This window comes from Actinopolymorpha cephalotaxi, from assembly GCF_013408535.1.
Classification (GTDB): Bacteria; Actinomycetota; Actinomycetes; order Propionibacteriales; family Actinopolymorphaceae; genus Actinopolymorpha; species Actinopolymorpha cephalotaxi.
Window position 1 is genome coordinate 5,115,605 of record NZ_JACBZA010000001.1, and the last position, 15,497, is coordinate 5,131,101.

Sequence of the window (15,497 nt, forward strand, 5' to 3'; positions counted from 1 at the left end):
GACCTACGCATTACGAGTGGGTTCTCGTGCGCCGGTCACCACCTCGTCTTGCTGCCCCTGAGCGTGGGTGGATGCTCGGCGAGGGTTGATCATCACCGGCTGGTGATGGCCGTTCGGGCGCACATCAGGGGCACGGCGTCACGCCGTTCGTGTCGGCGTCAGCCTCCCTGTCCTTCACCGTCAACGCACATTTCTGGCGTTGATCCGGTCGCAGTCCCTAGGGTCTGGTGGATGACCGATCCACACGACTGGAGCCGGCACTCGCCGTACTCCGATCCCGGCAAACACGCGGCGCTGCTGGGCATGGTGCCCACCGGCATACCGAACCTGTCAGCGGTGGCCCGCAACGTGATCGTGCACTATGGAGGGTTCGGGCTGGAGCTTCCCACATCCACCCGAGGCGACATCAACAGTCGCTGGCTCTCGATCATGCTCGAGGTAGACCAGCAGCGACATGCGAAACCACTTGCGGAGCCTCGCGAGCCCACCGAACGGATTCAGGGCTGCTGCCGCGATCACACCTTGTTCTGCGTCGGGGTCCTGCGTCAGCACGGAATCCCCGCCCGCTCATTGGTCGGTTTCGCGGGTTACCACAGACCTGACTACAAGAACGACCACGTGATCGTGCAGACGTACGACACGGAGACCCAGCGCTGGCTGCGGTTCGACCCAGAGATCGCCGAGCCGACCGAGCTCCTGCCGACGCCATACGACATTCCCGCTGATGCCGATGCTCCCTTCCGCACGGCGGCCGAGGTCTGGAAAGGTTGCCGCACCGGATCCCTGGACCCGAACACGTTCGGCGGCGGTCCGGAATCGGAGTTCGGCGGGCTGTGGTACATCCACAACTACGTCCTCATGCAACTTGCCCACCGCTACGCCGACGAACTGCTGCTGTGGGATGGCTGGGGTGCCATGACCTTGCCGGGCGGACCCGACGACGCCACCCTGAACCTCATCGACGACATAGCCGACCAGCTGATCGCAGTCGAGTCCGCCGTTCCACCTGCGGATGCGAGTTCGATGGACGCCCTGTTGCGCAAGCGGTACGACGATGACAACCGACTGCACCCCGGGACGTCCGTGACCCAGTACTCCCCATACGGCGACCCGCCACTCACCGTGCCAATCTCGCCAGGTCCAGCTCACGGACAATCGCCCGCCCCCGGCGACTGGGACACTTCACGAGACCGTCGGTCGAAGAGCTTGTCCGCACCCGGGGTTCTGCAGAGTCGATCATGGTAAAGGAGCGTCGGGCTTTGGTCGGTGTCCTGCATCGGGTCGCGGAGACCGGGGGGCCGTAAGCTTCCGCGGCTCGGGCGGGTCCTGGCCTGCCCGTTGTGCCCCGAGCCGGTCCCCCGGTCTTAGGGACCCGACCCGAAGGAGGTGGGTAATGCCTGACGGTCCGGCGACTACCTCAGCCACGGCTCCCTCACCGTCGTGCCGTCCGGTGAGCCCGAGGACGACGCGCCAGCGCCGCCCGCAGGGCGACCGGGCGCGGGTCGCGGCACATCCGGGCGTTTCGTGAACGTCGATCAGCCCAGGTGCGATGGACTAGGTATGAGCCTTGACACTCACGCCCTGAGTCCGCCCCTGGAGCGCGCGCTGTACACGAACGTGGACGACAACTCGCTGATCCGAGTGTCCGTTGAGCAGCCCGAGGCGTTTGGTGAGCTTTTCGAGCGGCATGCCCGCGAGCTACATCGGTTCCTGAGTCGGCGGCTGGGCGACTTGGCTGACGACCTTCTCGGCGAACTCTTCGTGACTGCGTTCGAGCGGCGAGCTTCGTACCGGGCTGAGCTAGCCGACGCGCGGCCATGGCTCTATGGAATCGCCGCCAACCTCGTACGCCGACATCACCGCGCCGAGGCGGCACGCTATCGAGCCCTCGCGCGAGTGCCGTTGGCGATCGTCACGGCGGACTCGTCGCCGGAGGCAATGGCGGCGGCCGATGCGGCGGCCGTAAGGCCACGGCTGGCCATGGCCCTGGGCGCGCTGAAGCCGGCCGACCGCGAGGTGCTTCTGATGCTGGCTTGGGGTCAGCTCGACCAAGCCGAGGTCGCTGCGGCGCTCGGTATTCCTGTCGGGACGGTGCGGTCCCGCCTCCATCGTGCGCGGCAGCAACTGCGCCCGGTCCTCAGCGATCTGCAGGGAGAACTGCGATGAACGACCTTGACCTTCTCGACCGCTTCGGCCCGAAGCCGACTCAACTCTCGGCCACCGCGCTGGCCGCCGCCCGTGCACGCCTTGACGCGGCGATGACGGACGCTGCTGGCAGCAGGACTCGTCCTCGCCGCCGGCTGCCCATCCTGGCCGCCGCGGCTGCTGCTGCGGTCGGCCTCGCGGTCACCCCGGCGCTCATCGGCTCGGGCGGCTCGGTTGCGCTCGCCACGGTTGACCCGATGACCTTCCCACTCACCCCGGCAGTGCTACCAAGCGGCTTGGGCGAGCCGGTGTTCGAACAGGACGCCAACTTCATGGCCGCCCGGTATGGGTCGGCGCTCAACAGCGTCAGCATCGTGACCGGTGTCGACGACGAGGACTTCTGGGCCGTGCCCGACAACGCGCCCACGACCGACATCGACGGCCACAAGGCGAGTGTCGTGCACCGCACCGTCCACAACGGGACACTTGACAGCGCTCCCGCAGTCACCGTCGTCTGGCGAGGCGACCACGACTGGACTGCCGTGACCGGGACGGGCAGCTACGCCGACGCCGGTCAGATCGAAACGATCGCCGAATCTATGAAAGACCAGCCGCAGCAAGTCGACCTCACCCTCAGCGTCGCCCCCAAGGGCTGGTCCGTCGTGGCCTACAAGGAGGACCGGATCCTGACCCTCGCGGCGCCCGATGACGGTGGCGCCAAGGAGCTGACGGTGTCCCTGGTCGACCGGTTGGACAGGGACCTGTCTGGCTACGCCGCCCACGACGTAGAGACCGTGACGATCAACGGAGCCCGGGCACAGCTCGGTCGCCAGGCAGCCGAAGGGGCCGACTCGGACTGGATCCTCGAAGCACGCACATCCAGTGGGCAGCCGTTCTCACTTCAGGCCCCGGCAGCTCTCACTCGTCACCAGGTCATTGAGGTAGCAGAAGGCGTCACGTACCGTCCCTGACCACGACAATGGGCGGGCGCAGGGACAAGCGTGCCCGCCCAGCGGCATGCGCAAGATCACCGGCATGATCCGGATGAGCGGACGTCCTCAATTCGGCAGATCCGTGCGTTGGCGGTTCGTCAGGCCGCCTGCAGGCTTTTAGGCCGTCGCACATCAGCTGACGGAAATGTGTCGCAGATCAACTGTCGGATCACAAGACTGCTGGGCCCTCTTCTCCGTTGGGTGATGCGCGACAGGTCTCTAGGGGTCGCACATCAGCGAGGCTTGCGCGAATTGGTGCTGGCTTACAACGCGCATGAAGTTGTTGTTCTCGTCGCGGTCTTGTTGTTCTAGGCTGCCGGTGGGTTCGGCCGCCGGTACCTCGCGGGTGGTGTCGTAGATGCGCACCTGTCCCGGCCTTATCGCTTGCAGGTCCTCGGTGGTGAAGGTGACGTAGCTGCTTGTCCCTGAGCCGTCCTCAGCTCCCGCTGAGAGGTTGTAGATGACACCTGGTTTCAGCTGCGGCGCGGGCCTTTTGGCGACCCAGCCGTGATCGGGCCGGTCGAACGACCACGACGTTGAGCCGGTTACCGCAGTCCGCGCGTCCCATGCGGCGACGCGCGGGGTGCTGTCTCTGAGGGGCTCGGCGTCCAAGCGGGCCAGGTCCATGTGTTCGCCGGGACACACGCGCAGGTAGGCGACGGGCCTTCCAGCGGCGTCTACCCCGACACCTATGGTTCCAGTCACTGGTGGGCCGCAGGCAGAGACCAGGACAGCGACCGTGACGGTTGCCGCACCGACGATGAGCGTGCGTGTACGGGACACGAGCGCAATGTACAGCCGACCGGTGCACGAGACTTGGGCCAGCGCCGAGCGGCTAGGACGTAACACCCTTGGTCAGGGTGTGAGGTGTTCTCCGTCGTGGCTGCGGATGGCGGGGCGGGGCTCGTCTGTGGGGAGGGCATCGAGAAGTCGGATGGAGTAGGCCTCTCTCTCGCGGTCGCGGACCTGGTCCCGGGTGAGCCAGGCGACGCGGTCGGTCTCGACGCTGGTCTGCTCGGTTCCGCCAGCGAGGTGGCAACGGAAGACGAGGGCGACGATTCCGCGGTTCATGTTCTTGTAGACGCCAGTGAGTGCGTCGGGCTCGACGTGGAGCCCGGTCTCCTCTTCGACCTCCCGGCGGAGGCCGTCGTAGATGGACTCGCCGAGCTCGAGGACGCCGCCGGGTGGTTCCCAGTGACTGTTGTCGCGGCGCCGGATGGCCAGGACCCGTCCTTGTGGGTCGAGGACGGCGGCCGCGACGCTGACGGAGTGGAGCGGGGCGGGTCCATCCCGCGGGAGGCCGTCAGCGCCGCCCCCGCACGGCCGACTTCGGTGCGGCGGACTTCTGAGTCGTGGTCCGCGCCTGGTCGTCGTCTTCGCGGTCGTCTGCTTGGCCGTGGTTCGTCGGCGGGACGGTCGAGGGGTCGGGATGGGTGCGCAGCTGGCGCACAGTGCGCCGGCCTGGTCGACCTCGACTGGAAGCGCTCGGTGGGCTGGCGCCGGGCAGCCGCATCAGTGGGTGCACCGACACTTCGGGTCCACGACCTGCGGCACACCGCGGCCTCGATCTGGCTGGCCCAGGGAGCCGATCCGAAGGTGGTCCAGCGGGTGCTGGGGCATACCACCGCGTCGATGACGATGGACCTGTACGGGCACCTGCTGGACGTCGACCTGTGGACCGCCGCCGGGAAGGTCGGGGGCATCTCAGGGGCATTTCCCGCGACTTCTGGCGGGGACGAAGAAGCCCCAGGGCAGTGATCATGGGGCTGGCCTGGGGCTTTGGTGGGAGCCGCCTGTGGGAATCGAACCCACGACCTACGCATTACGAGTGCGTCGCTCTGGCCGACTGAGCTAAGGCGGCAAGTGTCTCGAAGACACGAGGGATGAGCATACCGGGCGCCTCGGCCGGAGTCGTCACCCCTCCGGGCACTCGGTGCCCGAGCGCGGCGGCTTGCCGTCGATCAGGAACCGGTCGACCAGCCGGTCGATGCACGCGTTGCCCTGCATGTACCCGGTATGTCCGTCTCCGTCCCGGGTCAGCAACACTCCGGAGTCGAGCTGCTTGGCCAGCCGGACCGCCCAGTCGTACGGCGTCGCCGGGTCCCGGGTCGTGCCGACCACCAGGATCGGGGGCGCGCCCTTGGCGTGGATCGGCCCGGGCCGGCCGGTCGGCTTGAACGGCCACGCGGCGCAGCTCAGCGAGCCCCACAGGATGTAGCTGCCGAACCGCGGCGAGGCCTTCTCGAACGCCGGCTCCTCGGCCTTCGCCTGGGCCACGGACTTCAGGTCGGGCCGGTCGAGGCAGTTGACCGCGACGATCGCCTCGCCGGAGTTGTTCCGGTAGCTGCCGTCGGGGTTGCGCTCGACGTACTCGTCGGCCAGCGCGAGCAGCCTGCTGCCGTCGCCCGCCAGCGCGGACCGCATCGCCGTCCGCAGCCGCGGCCAGTACTCCTTCACGTACAGCGGCATGATGATCCCGGTGATCGCCAGCGACTGCGTGAGCTTGCGGGAGCCGTCGTTGGTCTTCAGCGGAGCCTTGTCGGTCTTGGCGAGGAAGTCGTCGATGGTGCGGTAGGCCTCGGACTCGGACGAGCCCAGCGGGCAGTCCTTGCGGCTCACGCAGTCCTTGATGAAGGCGCGCAGCGCCACCTCGAAGCCCTTCGCCTGCTCCAGGCCGAGGGCGCGTGCGCTGAGCGTCGGGTCGATCGCTCCGTCGAGGACGAGCCGCCCGGCGCGCTGGGGGAACAGCCCGGCGTACGTCGCACCGAGGAAGGTGCCGTAGGACTTGCCGAGGTAGGTGAGTTTCTCGTCGCCGAGCGCGCTGCGCAGCACGTCCATGTCACGCGCGGCGTCCACGGTGGAAACATGCCCGAGCACCGCGCCGCTGCGCGCCTTGCAGCCGTTGGCGAAGAAGCGCGCCTCCTTCATCAGGTCGGTCTGCTCCGCGGCGCTGTCCGGCGATCCGTCGATGGCGAGGTAGCGGTCCATCTGCTTGTCGGTCAGGCAGTCGACCGGCGCGCTCTTGCCGACCCCGCGCGGGTCGAAGCCCACGATGTCGTAGCGGGCGATGACTGGCTTGCTCACCACCCAGGGCGCCGCGGCGGCGTACTCGACTCCGGACCCGCCCGGGCCGCCGGGGTTGATGACGAGTGAACCCAGCCGCTTCGCGCGGTCCCTCGCGGGCAGCCGCAACACCGCCAGCTCGATCGACTTCCCCTCGGGTTGGCGGTAGTCGAGCGGCACCCGAAGCGCAGCGCACTGGAACGACGCCCCGCTGGTGCACTTCACCCACTGCAGCTTCTGCTCGTAGTAGGGCCGCAGGCCGGCCGCCACGCCGGAAGGCATCGGCGCCGGCTCGCCGGGGGCGGCGGTGTCGGGCGAGGTCGCCGATCCGGAGCTGCTGCCGCGGTCCTGCGTCTGCCCGGCCGAGTCACTGGCGCGGGGCGCGAGCGCGCAGCCGGTCGCCACCATCAGCACCAGCACCGTCAGCGCCGCGAAGAGCTGCTTTGCGCTCTTTTGTCGCACCCGTCGTCCACCCTTCGGCGTTCGTTCCTCCGGCAACCCTACGAGATCCCGCCAGGCCGCCCGTCCCGTCTTCCACAGGTGGCCGTATGCCGGCCGGACGTCCGCCCGGCCCCGGCCGGCCGCCCCCCCGGGCCTCAGCCGGGGGTGTGCCACAGGGCGATGGTCATCGCCTCCGCGGCGAGCAGCGGCGCGACGTTGGCCGTGATCGCCTCCCGGCAGGCGAGGATCGCGTCGATCTGGCGGATGACCTGTTCGGGCCGGGTCGCGGCGGCGCGGCGTTCGATGTCGCCGCGCAACTCCTCGTTGACAAGCTCGGTCCGGGCACGGAGGGCTACCGCGAGCACGTCGCGGTAGTACGCCGTCAGGTCGAGCAGCGCGCGGTCGAGGGCGTCGCGTTGCAGCCGCTTGGCGCGGACCTTCTGCTGCTCGTCCAGGTCCTTCTGCGCCGTCTGCAGCTGCCGCGGACGAGGGCCGCGCCCACCACTGCCGCTGACGCCGTACGCGCGTTCCAGCTCGAGCTTCTCCGCACCGTCGAGGTCGGCGGTGGCCTCCTTCGCCTCGGTGGAGGCCAGCTCGACGAGTTGCGCGGCCGCGGTCAGGCAGCTGGTGAGGTCACGCAGGCTGCTCGGCACCGCGAGCACCTGCTGCCGCCGGGCGCGCACCTCCTCCTTCGTCGCCAGCGCCCGGGCCCGCCCGATGTGTCCCTGCGACGCGCGCGCCGCGAACATCGCCACCGCGGGCTCGACGTCGTAGCGCCGCTGCAGCACCTCGGCGACCGCTGACGTGGGGGGAGTACGCAGAACCAGCAGCCGGCAACGAGAACGGATCGTGGGTACGGCGTCCTCCACGGTCGGTGCACACAGCACCCAGACCGTACGCTCGGCCGGCTCCTCCAGGCTCTTCAACAACGCGTCGGCGGCCTGCTCGGTGAGCCGGTCGGCGTCCTCGACGACGAGAACCTGCCAGCGCCGGCCGACCGGCGACATCGCCGACTTGCGGACCAGCTCGCGGATCTCGTCGACCCGGAGACTGAGCTGTTCGGTGCGGACCAGGGTGACGTCGGGATGCGAACCGGTGAGCGCGGTCCGGCACGCCGAGCACTCCCCACAACCACCCCGTTCGCACTGCAGGGCGGCGGCGAACGCGCGGGCGGCGTTCGACCGTCCCGAACCCGGCGGCCCGGTGAGCAGCCAGGCATGGGTCATCGCCGACGGGGACCGATCGCCGGCCAGCCAGGCGGCGGCAGCTGTTGCCGCCTGCCGAAGGACGGCGACGGTCGGCTCCTGCCCCACCAGGTCGGCCCAGACCCCGGTCATGGGTACGTCGGCGGGAGCGAGCTCGGCGGGGCGGAGTTCGCCGGAGCCGCTGTCGGCCTGCTGCACCTGGGTCATGCCTGCGCCTCCTCGCTCGGACGCCGCGGCTGAACCGTCTGCGCGGGCCGGGACGGATCCCCCTGCCGGCCGTCGCCGGGGCCGTCACCGGGGCCGTTGCCGGCACCGAAGTCGTCGTCCGGCGGCGCGGAGTCGTCCCCGCTCCCCCGCGTGCCGTCGTACGGACGATCGGCTCCGCCGGCACCACCGGGGCCGCCGGCCTCGTCACCGACGCCGCCGCCGACACCGCCCAGCAACGGCCGGACAGCGTCCCGGATCTGGGCGGCGAGCTCGTCGACCGGCCGGGTCGCGTCCAGGACGGCGTACCGCTCCGGGTCGAGCGCAGCCAGGTCGAGGAACTGCTGGCGTACGCGGGTGTGGAACTCCAGCGGCTCGCGCTCGAGCCGGTCGGGGGTGCCGTCCCCCCGGGCCAGCCCGGCCTCCGGCGGCACGTCCAGCAGCACCGTCAGGTGGGGCCGCAGCCCGCCGGTCGCCCAGCGGGACAGGCGTACGAGGTCGGACTGGCTGAGGTCACGTCCGCCGCCCTGGTAGGCCAGCGCGGAGTCGACGTACCGGTCGGTGATCACGACCGCCCCCTGCGCGAGCACGGGCTTGATCATCGAGTCGACGTGCTCGGCCTTGTCCGCGGCGTACAGCAGTGCCTCCGTCCGCGGGGAGATGCCGCTCGCCCCGTGCAGCAGCAGCTGCCGCAGCTCCCGGCCGATGTCGGTGGCGCCCGGCTCGTGGGTGACGGTGACCGTGTGGCCCTGGTCCTCCAGCCACCCCGCCAGCCGCTTCGCCTGGGTGGACTTGCCGGCACCCTCGCCACCCTCGAACGCGATGAACAGCCCGGTGTCGGCGTAGAAGCCGCGGTCGTGGCCGCTGAACACCGCGCGCACGTCGCGCAGCACCGACACCCCGGGCCGGTCGTCCATCTGCCGGAACGACACCAGCCCGAACGCCGTCGCGGCGATTCCCGCGAGCAGGAAGGTGATCGACGCGCCGTTGTACGTCAAGGTGACCTTGCCCGGCAGCTCGACACCGTGCGCGCCGATCGAACCCGCGATGGCCGGTGCGGCCGCGAGCACCGCGGCCAGCGCGATCTTGGTCAGCGACTGGACGAACGCGAACGTGCGGCCGCGGATGGAGTCCTCGACCTCCAGCCCCAGCAGGGTGTAGCCGGTGATCCAGGTGATCCCGGCGAACGCGCCGAGCAGGACCGTGCAGAACGCCACCAGCACGAGATTCTGCACCAGCGCCACCGCGATCAGGGACACCCCGGCCGCGGTGAGCGTCAGCCCGAACATCCGCCGCCGGGACAGGCCGACCAGGAACCGCGGGCCGAGCGCCATGCCGATGGCCAGGCCGGTGAACAGCGCGCCGAACAGCACGCCATAACCTGCGGCGCCGCCGCCGAGGTCGGTGACGTACGTACGGCCGAGACCGATCACCACGCCACCGGCGGCGAACGCGCCGACGACCCCGATCACCAGTCCGCGGATGAGGCGGTTCTGCGCGACGAACCGCCAGCCCTCGATGACGGCCTTGAGGACATTGGTCTGTTCCTCGGTGATCTCACCCGAGGACGGCCGGCCGGAGACCTCGCGCAGCCGGGCGACGACGAGTGCGCCGACGAGGAACGTCAGCGCGTTGAAGTACAGCGCGAGGTCGACCGAGCCGCCGTTGAACCAGTTGAACGTGCGGACCAGCGAGCTGTTGATCAACGCGAGGAAGGTGAACAGCAGCGCCGCCGGGAGCGCCGAGCCGTAGGTCGTCACCATGGAGACCTGGTTGGCCACGGCGAGCCGGTCGCGAGGAACGAGGTTGGGGACGGCGGCGTCCTTGGACGGCAGCCAGATCAGGCTGACCGCCTCGATCAGCACGGTCGCGACGTACAGCCACCACAGCGTGCCGACGATCGGGATGGACGCGAACAGTACGAACCGCACGACGTCGCCGACCACCAGCGTCCACCGGCGGTCCAGCCGGTCGGCGATGTAGCCGCCGAGCGGGCCGACCACCACCGCGGGCAGCAGCCGCAGCAGCAGAACGCCGGCGATCGCGAAGTTCTCCGCGCGGTAGTTGCCGGCGGCGAGCTGGCCGGCCATCGCGGTGAGGGCGAGCAGGCCGAGCCAGTCCCCGAGGCTGGACAGGCCGAGCGCGATCCACAGCGTGCGGAACGGCTTGATCCGCAGGACGCCACGGATGTCGTTGGCGGGTACGGACATTCCGCCCTCGACCGTGCTGGTGGACCGCTCGTGCTCAGACACGCGGTCAGCCTAACCAAAGCCACCCCGGTTGCCCGTGGGGCCGACATGCGCCGCCCGGACGGCTAGGCAGCTCTTTTCGATACCGCCGTTGCGTAATAGCTGGCGGCGCCGTAGAGTCTTTTCCGATACCTGGGTTTCGTAATTGACCTGGAAGGCGGCGAGCCCGATGACCGACGCACGACCGGCCGACGCGGGATCCGCCGGCCTACGGCCGAGGCGGGGGCGGCCCCGGGACGCCGAGGTCGACCGCCGCATCCTGGCCGCGGCCCGGGAGACCGTCGCGGCCCACGGTTACGCCGGTCTGTCGATCGACGCCGTCGCCGAGCGGGCCGGAGTGGCCAAGACCACGCTCTACCGCCGATGGCCCACCAAGGCCCGACTGGTCGCCGACCTCGTCTCGCGGATGCAGGACGAGGTCACCCTGACCGAGACAGGCGACGTCGTCGCCGACCTGACCCGGCTGACGGCCGGGATCGCGGGCAGCCTGACCGCCGCGGGAGCGCCCCTGGTCGCGGACCTGATGGCGGCGATGGCGCACGACCCGGACTTCGGCGACACCATGCGCGGGCGCTGGGCGCAGTGGCGCCGCGCCGCGGTGGAGCTGCTCGGCCGGGCGGTCGAACGCGGCGCCCTCTCCCCCGGCTTCGACCCCGAGGTCGTCGTCGACCAACTCGCCGGACCGCTGTACTACCGGCTGCTGTTCACCGGCGACCCGCTCACCGCGGAGTACGCCGCCCACCTCGTCGAGGCCGCGCTCCGCGCGCACCTCCGCCCGAAAGGACCAACCTCGCCATGACCGTTGACCAGTCGGCTGTCAAGCCGGCCTTGCCCGCGCCTCGGGAGGCCGGTCGCCGACGGCGCCGCCGTTGGCCGTACGTACTCCTTGCCGTGCTGGCTCTGCTGGCCGGCGGCGTGGTGTGGCAACGTGCCCACCCCGTCGTCCTGCGTGCCGAGGTCGACATCGCCGCCAGTCCGGACCAGGTCTGGGCGGTGCTCACCGACCGGGCGGCCTACCCGGAGTGGAACCCGTTCATCGTGCGGGCGAGCGGGCCGCTGCGGGTCGGACAGCAGGTGACCAACGTGCACCGCATCGGCGGAAAGACGATGGTGTTCAAGCCGACCGTGCTCGCCGTCGAACCCGGGCACGAACTCCGCTGGATCGGGCGGCTGCCCGTCCCCGGCGTCTTCGACGGCGAACACTCCTTCACGCTGACGCAGACCGCGCCCGGCCGGACCCACGTGGTGCAGCAGGAGACCTTCACGGGCATCGCCGTGCCGTTCGCGACGGGCTGGCTGCACGGGGACACGCTGTCGGGGTTCAGGGCAATGAACTCCGCCCTGCGCGACCGGGTGGAGTCGCGTCACCCCTGACCCTGTGGCGGCGGCCCACAAAGGGTCAGTCCTCGACGGCCACCGCGGAGTCGAGCCGAACGGCGCCGGGCCGTTCGACGTCCGCGTGCACACCGAACACGATCTGGCCGCCGACCCGCCGGTCGGCGGCCAGCGCACGCAGCACTGTCGCGTCGCGACCGCCGGCCTCCGGGCGCCGGTCGACCAGGGCACAGCGTTCGAGCGGCCCGCGCACCCGCACAACGGCGTCTCCCAGCCGCAACGAGCGCCCGGTCCACTCGTCCTCGACGAAGGCCGGCGCGTCCCCGGTGTCGACCGCGAACGTCGCGCGAAACCGCCGGCCGTCCTCGCAGCTCTTTCCGCCTACGGAGTCCCGGCCGGTCCGCCGCGCGACCTCGGCCAGCGAGGAGGTGGTCACCACCGACACCGGACCGCCCCACACCACTCCGCCCGGCTGGCCGACCCGGCACAGGACGACCTGCTTGCCGAGGTACCGGCTCACCAGCGCCGACCACGGTCCGCGGACGACGGTGAGCTCGGTCGGCCGCCCCCAGTAGTCGGCGACCAGCCGATCCCCGGTCGGCTCCGCGTTCCCGGTGGCCTCACCGACGGGCGTGACGACGGTCAGCGCCGGCGGGTCCCACCGGGCCCGGCAGCCGAGCAGCGCGTCGTGGTCGACCGTACGGAGGATGCGGTCCGCCGCGACGTCGTAGAAGCAGAACGCACGGTCGCCGGGCGGGCCCGACGCCGGCAGGTAGAGCTCCGGCCGGAACTCGTGCGCCAGCCCCTTGACCGGCGTGAGGCCGATCCGTGCGACGTACATCCGCCGGACGTCAGCTCTTCTTCGCAGTACTCGACTTCTTCGCGGCGGTCTTCTTCGCGGTCGTCTTCTTGGCCGCGGCCTTCTTCGCACCCGAGGCGGCCGCCTTCGCCGCACCCGCGCCGGCCGTGGCCTTCTTGGCCGCCTTCTTCACGGTCTTCTTGGCGGCCTTCTTCGCCCGCTTCGGCGCCGGCCCCTTCGCCCGCTTCTCGGCAAGCAGGTCGGCGGCGCGGTCGAGCGAGATCGACTCCACCTCGTCCTCCTTGCGCAGGGTCGCGTTGGTCTCCCCGTCGGTGACGTACGGGCCGAACCGGCCGTCCTTCACCACCACCGGCTTGCCGGTCTCGGGGTCCTCGCCAAGCTCCCGCAGCGGTGCGGCGGCGGCCCGGCGGCCACGCGCCTTCGGCTGCTTGAACAGCTCGACCGCCTGCTCCAGGGTGACGGTGAACAGCTCCTCCTCCGACCCCAGCGATCGCGAGTCGGTGCCCTTCTTGACGTACGGGCCGTAGCGGCCGTTCAGCGCGACGATCTCCTCGCCGCCCTCCGGGTCGTCACCCAGCGAGCGGGGCAGCGACAGCAGCCGCAGCGCCTCCTCGAACGTCACCGTGTCGAGGTTCATCGACTTGAACAGCGAACCGGTGCGCGGCTTGGCGTTCTTCGGGGCGTCCTCGGGCAGCACCTCGGTGACGTACGGCCCGAACCGGCCCGCCTTCGCCACCACCGGGTGACCCGTCTCGGGGTCGGTGCCCAGCTCGCGCTCGAGCCCGGCCGGCTGCGTCAGCAGCTCCTTCGCCTTGTCCAGGGTCAGCTCGTCCGGCGGCAGGTCCTCGGGCACGTTGGCGCGGTTGCCCTCGGCGTCCTCGACGTACGGGCCGTAGCGGCCGACCCGGATCACGATCGGGCCGGTGCCGTTGTCACCGATCGGGAACGTCGAGATCTCCCGGGCGTCGATCTCCCCGAGCTCGGTGACCAGGGCCTTCAGCCCGTCGGCCTGCAGGACGCCGCCGTTGCCGCCGGCCAGAGTGCCGGACGGTCCGCCGGGAGCCTCGCCGCCGCCGTTGGCCGTACCCTCGCCGGGCGCGCCGAAGTAGAACCGCGCCAGCCAGGTCTGCATGTCCGACCCGCCGCGCGCGATCTCGTCGAGCGCGTCCTCCATGCTCGCGGTGAAGTTGTAGTCGACCAGGTGGGCGAAGTGCTCCTCCAGCAGCCGCACCACCGCGAACGCCACCCACGTCGGGACCAGCGCCTGGCCCTTCTTGTAGATGTAGCCGCGGCCGAGGATCGTCCCCAGGATCGAGGCGTACGTCGACGGCCTGCCGATCTCGCGCTCCTCGAGCTCGCGGACCAGCGTGGCCTCGGTGTAGCGGGCCGGCGGCTTCGTCTCGTGCCCGTCGGCGTCGATCCGGGTCGCCACCATCGTGTCGCCCTCCACCACGTCGGGCAGCCGGCGCTCGGCGGAGTCCAGATCGGTGGTCGCGTCGTCCACGCCCTCGACGTAGGCCTTGAGGAACCCGTGGAACGTGATGACCTTGCCGGACGCGGTGAACTCCGCGTCCCGTCCGTCGGCGGTCCTCGCACCCACCCGCAGGGTGACGCTGCGGCCCTCGGCGTCACGCATCTGCGAGGCGACCGTGCGCATCCAGATCAGCTCGTACAGCCGGAACTCGTCGCCCCGCAGGCCCGTCTCGGCCGGCGTGCGGAACCGGTCGCCGGAGGGCCGGATCGCCTCGTGCGCCTCCTGGGCGTTCTTGACCTTGCTCTGGTAGACGCGCGGCTTCTCCGGCAGGTAGTCCGCCCCGAACAGCTGCCGGACCTGCGTGCGCGCCGCAGTGACCGCCGTCTCCGACAGGGTGATGGAGTCGGTACGCATGTAGGTGATGTGGCCGTTCTCGTACAGCCGCTGGGCGACCTGCATGGTGCGCGCCGCGCCGTAGCCGAGCTTGCGCGCGGCCTCCTGCTGCAGTGTGGTCGTACGGAACGGCGCGTACGGCGAACGGCGGTAGGGCTTGGACTCAACGCCCCGCACGGCGAACGTCGACTCGGCCAGCCCGGACTTCAGCGCGTCGGCCTGCGCCTGGTCCAGGTGCACCACGGTGTCCCGCGCGGCCGGCTTCAGCGTCCCGTCGGAGGCGAAGTCGCGGCCCTGCGCGACCCGGCGCCCGTCGAGGTTGACCAGCCGGACCGTCACCGCGCGCGGGTCCTTGGTCTCGCCGGCGTCGAGCTCGGCGACCAGATCCCAGTACGTCGCGGTGCGGAACGCGATGCGCTCCCGCTCCCGGTCGACCACCATCCGGGTGGCCACGCTCTGCACCCGGCCCGCGGACAGGCGCGGCATGACCTTCTTCCACAGGACCGGCGAGACCTCGTAGCCGTACAGCCGGTCCAGGATCCGCCGGGTCTCCTGCGCGTCGACCAGGTTGTCGTTGATCTGGCGGGGGTTGCTCACCGCCTGGTTGATGGCCTCCGGCGTGATCTCGTGGAAGACCATCCGGTGCACCGGAACCTTCGGCTTCAGCTCGTCCAGCAGGTGCCAGGCGATGGCCTCGCCCTCACGGTCCTCGTCTGTCGCGAGGTAGACCGCGCCGGCGTCGGACATCAGGTCCTTCAGGCGCCGCAGGGTGGGCTTCTTGTCGGCGGGTACGACGTAGAGCGGGGCGAACCCCTCGTCCACGTTGACGCCGAGCCGGGCCCACGGCTCCTTCTTGTACTTGGCCGGCACCTCGGCGGCACCGCCGGGCAGGTCGCGGATGTGGCCCACGCTCGACTCCACGACGTAGCCGCGACCGAGATAGCCGGCGATCGTCTTCGCCTTGGCAGGCGACTCGACGATGACGAGCCGGGGACCCTCGCTCGGGGTGGAGGCCTTCTTGGCGGGCACTGTGTACCTCTCCTGCCTGTCCTTGTCTGTCTTTCTACTGGACGGTGCTGCGCTGCTGTGGGCTTGCCGACGTTCTGTTCTGGTCTGTTGTGGTCTGTCATGGTGTGCACCGGTCTGCCGGTGCTACGCCGTCCGCCCCGTCGTGCG

Annotated in this window: 13 protein-coding genes and 1 tRNA gene; 6 read left to right on the forward strand and 8 right to left on the reverse strand. The window is 70.4% G+C overall.

Going from position 1 to position 15,497, the window contains the following annotated elements:
• Window positions 1-336: 336 nt before the first annotated feature.
• The 3 genes from FHR37_RS22710 (at window position 337) to FHR37_RS22720 (ending at window position 3,116) form a co-directional block, all read left to right on the forward strand.
• Window positions 337-1,245: a transglutaminase domain-containing protein gene (locus tag FHR37_RS22710; RefSeq protein WP_237768641.1), complete on the forward strand. Its 909-nt coding sequence runs from the start codon at window positions 337-339 to the stop codon at window positions 1,243-1,245.
• A gap of 315 nt (window positions 1,246-1,560) precedes the next feature.
• Window positions 1,561-2,166 (forward strand): RNA polymerase sigma factor, encoded by a 606-nt coding sequence (locus tag FHR37_RS22715; protein ID WP_092882147.1) that lies wholly within the window; start codon window positions 1,561-1,563, stop codon window positions 2,164-2,166.
• Entirely contained in the window at window positions 2,163-3,116 is a 954-nt protein-coding gene (locus tag FHR37_RS22720; protein WP_092882144.1) for a hypothetical protein, read from the forward strand. Before FHR37_RS22715 ends, FHR37_RS22720 begins: the two co-directional genes overlap by 4 nt.
• A gap of 240 nt (window positions 3,117-3,356) precedes the next feature.
• On the opposite strand, the gene FHR37_RS22725 is transcribed toward FHR37_RS22720, so the two are convergent.
• Both FHR37_RS22725 and FHR37_RS32665 read right to left on the reverse strand, forming a co-directional pair.
• The gene (locus FHR37_RS22725; protein ID WP_139238847.1) at window positions 3,357-3,920 is read right to left on the reverse strand and encodes a hypothetical protein; all 564 of its coding nucleotides are present in this window, start codon (window positions 3,918-3,920) and stop codon (window positions 3,357-3,359) included.
• 72 nt (window positions 3,921-3,992) lie between these two features.
• Window positions 3,993-4,589 (reverse strand): NUDIX hydrolase, encoded by a 597-nt coding sequence (locus tag FHR37_RS32665; protein ID WP_269091215.1) that lies wholly within the window; start codon window positions 4,587-4,589, stop codon window positions 3,993-3,995.
• Between the two features lie 36 nt (window positions 4,590-4,625).
• On the opposite strand from FHR37_RS32665, the gene FHR37_RS32670 reads away from it, so the two are divergent.
• Window positions 4,626-4,895, forward strand: a complete 270-nt coding sequence (locus tag FHR37_RS32670; protein WP_269086066.1) for a tyrosine-type recombinase/integrase — start codon at window positions 4,626-4,628, stop codon at window positions 4,893-4,895.
• A gap of 29 nt (window positions 4,896-4,924) precedes the next feature.
• Here the strand turns inward: FHR37_RS32670 and FHR37_RS22740 are convergent.
• The 4 genes from FHR37_RS22740 to tmk all read right to left on the reverse strand — a co-directional run bounded on the left by FHR37_RS22740 (window position 4,925) and on the right by tmk (window position 10,302).
• Window positions 4,925-4,998: transfer RNA gene (locus tag FHR37_RS22740), tRNA-Thr, on the reverse strand.
• 53 nt (window positions 4,999-5,051) lie between these two features.
• Complete coding sequence (locus FHR37_RS22745; RefSeq protein ID WP_237768640.1) at window positions 5,052-6,662, reverse strand: alpha/beta hydrolase; 1,611 nt, start codon at window positions 6,660-6,662, stop codon at window positions 5,052-5,054.
• Window positions 6,663-6,796: 134 nt separating this feature from the next.
• Entirely contained in the window at window positions 6,797-7,978 is a 1,182-nt protein-coding gene (locus FHR37_RS22750; protein ID WP_092882454.1) for a DNA polymerase III subunit delta', read from the reverse strand.
• A gap of 71 nt (window positions 7,979-8,049) precedes the next feature.
• Window positions 8,050-10,302 (reverse strand): dTMP kinase, encoded by a 2,253-nt coding sequence (gene tmk, locus FHR37_RS22755; RefSeq protein WP_237768639.1) that lies wholly within the window; start codon window positions 10,300-10,302, stop codon window positions 8,050-8,052.
• A gap of 166 nt (window positions 10,303-10,468) precedes the next feature.
• Here tmk and FHR37_RS22760 point away from each other — a divergent pair, with 166 nt between their 5' ends.
• A complete protein-coding gene (locus FHR37_RS22760) occupies window positions 10,469-11,098 on the forward strand; it encodes a TetR/AcrR family transcriptional regulator (RefSeq protein WP_092882138.1) in 630 nt (209 codons plus the stop codon).
• Window positions 11,095-11,673 (forward strand): SRPBCC domain-containing protein, encoded by a 579-nt coding sequence (locus FHR37_RS22765; protein WP_092882136.1) that lies wholly within the window; start codon window positions 11,095-11,097, stop codon window positions 11,671-11,673. The genes FHR37_RS22760 and FHR37_RS22765 overlap by 4 nt, the downstream gene beginning before the upstream one ends.
• Before the next feature lie 25 nt (window positions 11,674-11,698).
• On the opposite strand, the gene FHR37_RS22770 is transcribed toward FHR37_RS22765, so the two are convergent.
• Both FHR37_RS22770 and topA read right to left on the reverse strand, forming a co-directional pair.
• Complete coding sequence (locus FHR37_RS22770) at window positions 11,699-12,475, reverse strand: MOSC domain-containing protein (RefSeq protein WP_092882134.1); 777 nt, start codon at window positions 12,473-12,475, stop codon at window positions 11,699-11,701.
• A 10-nt stretch (window positions 12,476-12,485) separates the two neighbouring features.
• On the reverse strand, window positions 12,486-15,350 hold the full coding sequence (gene topA / locus FHR37_RS22775; RefSeq protein WP_092882132.1) for a type I DNA topoisomerase: 2,865 nt from the start codon (window positions 15,348-15,350) through the stop codon (window positions 12,486-12,488).
• Window positions 15,351-15,497 lie beyond the last annotated feature (147 nt).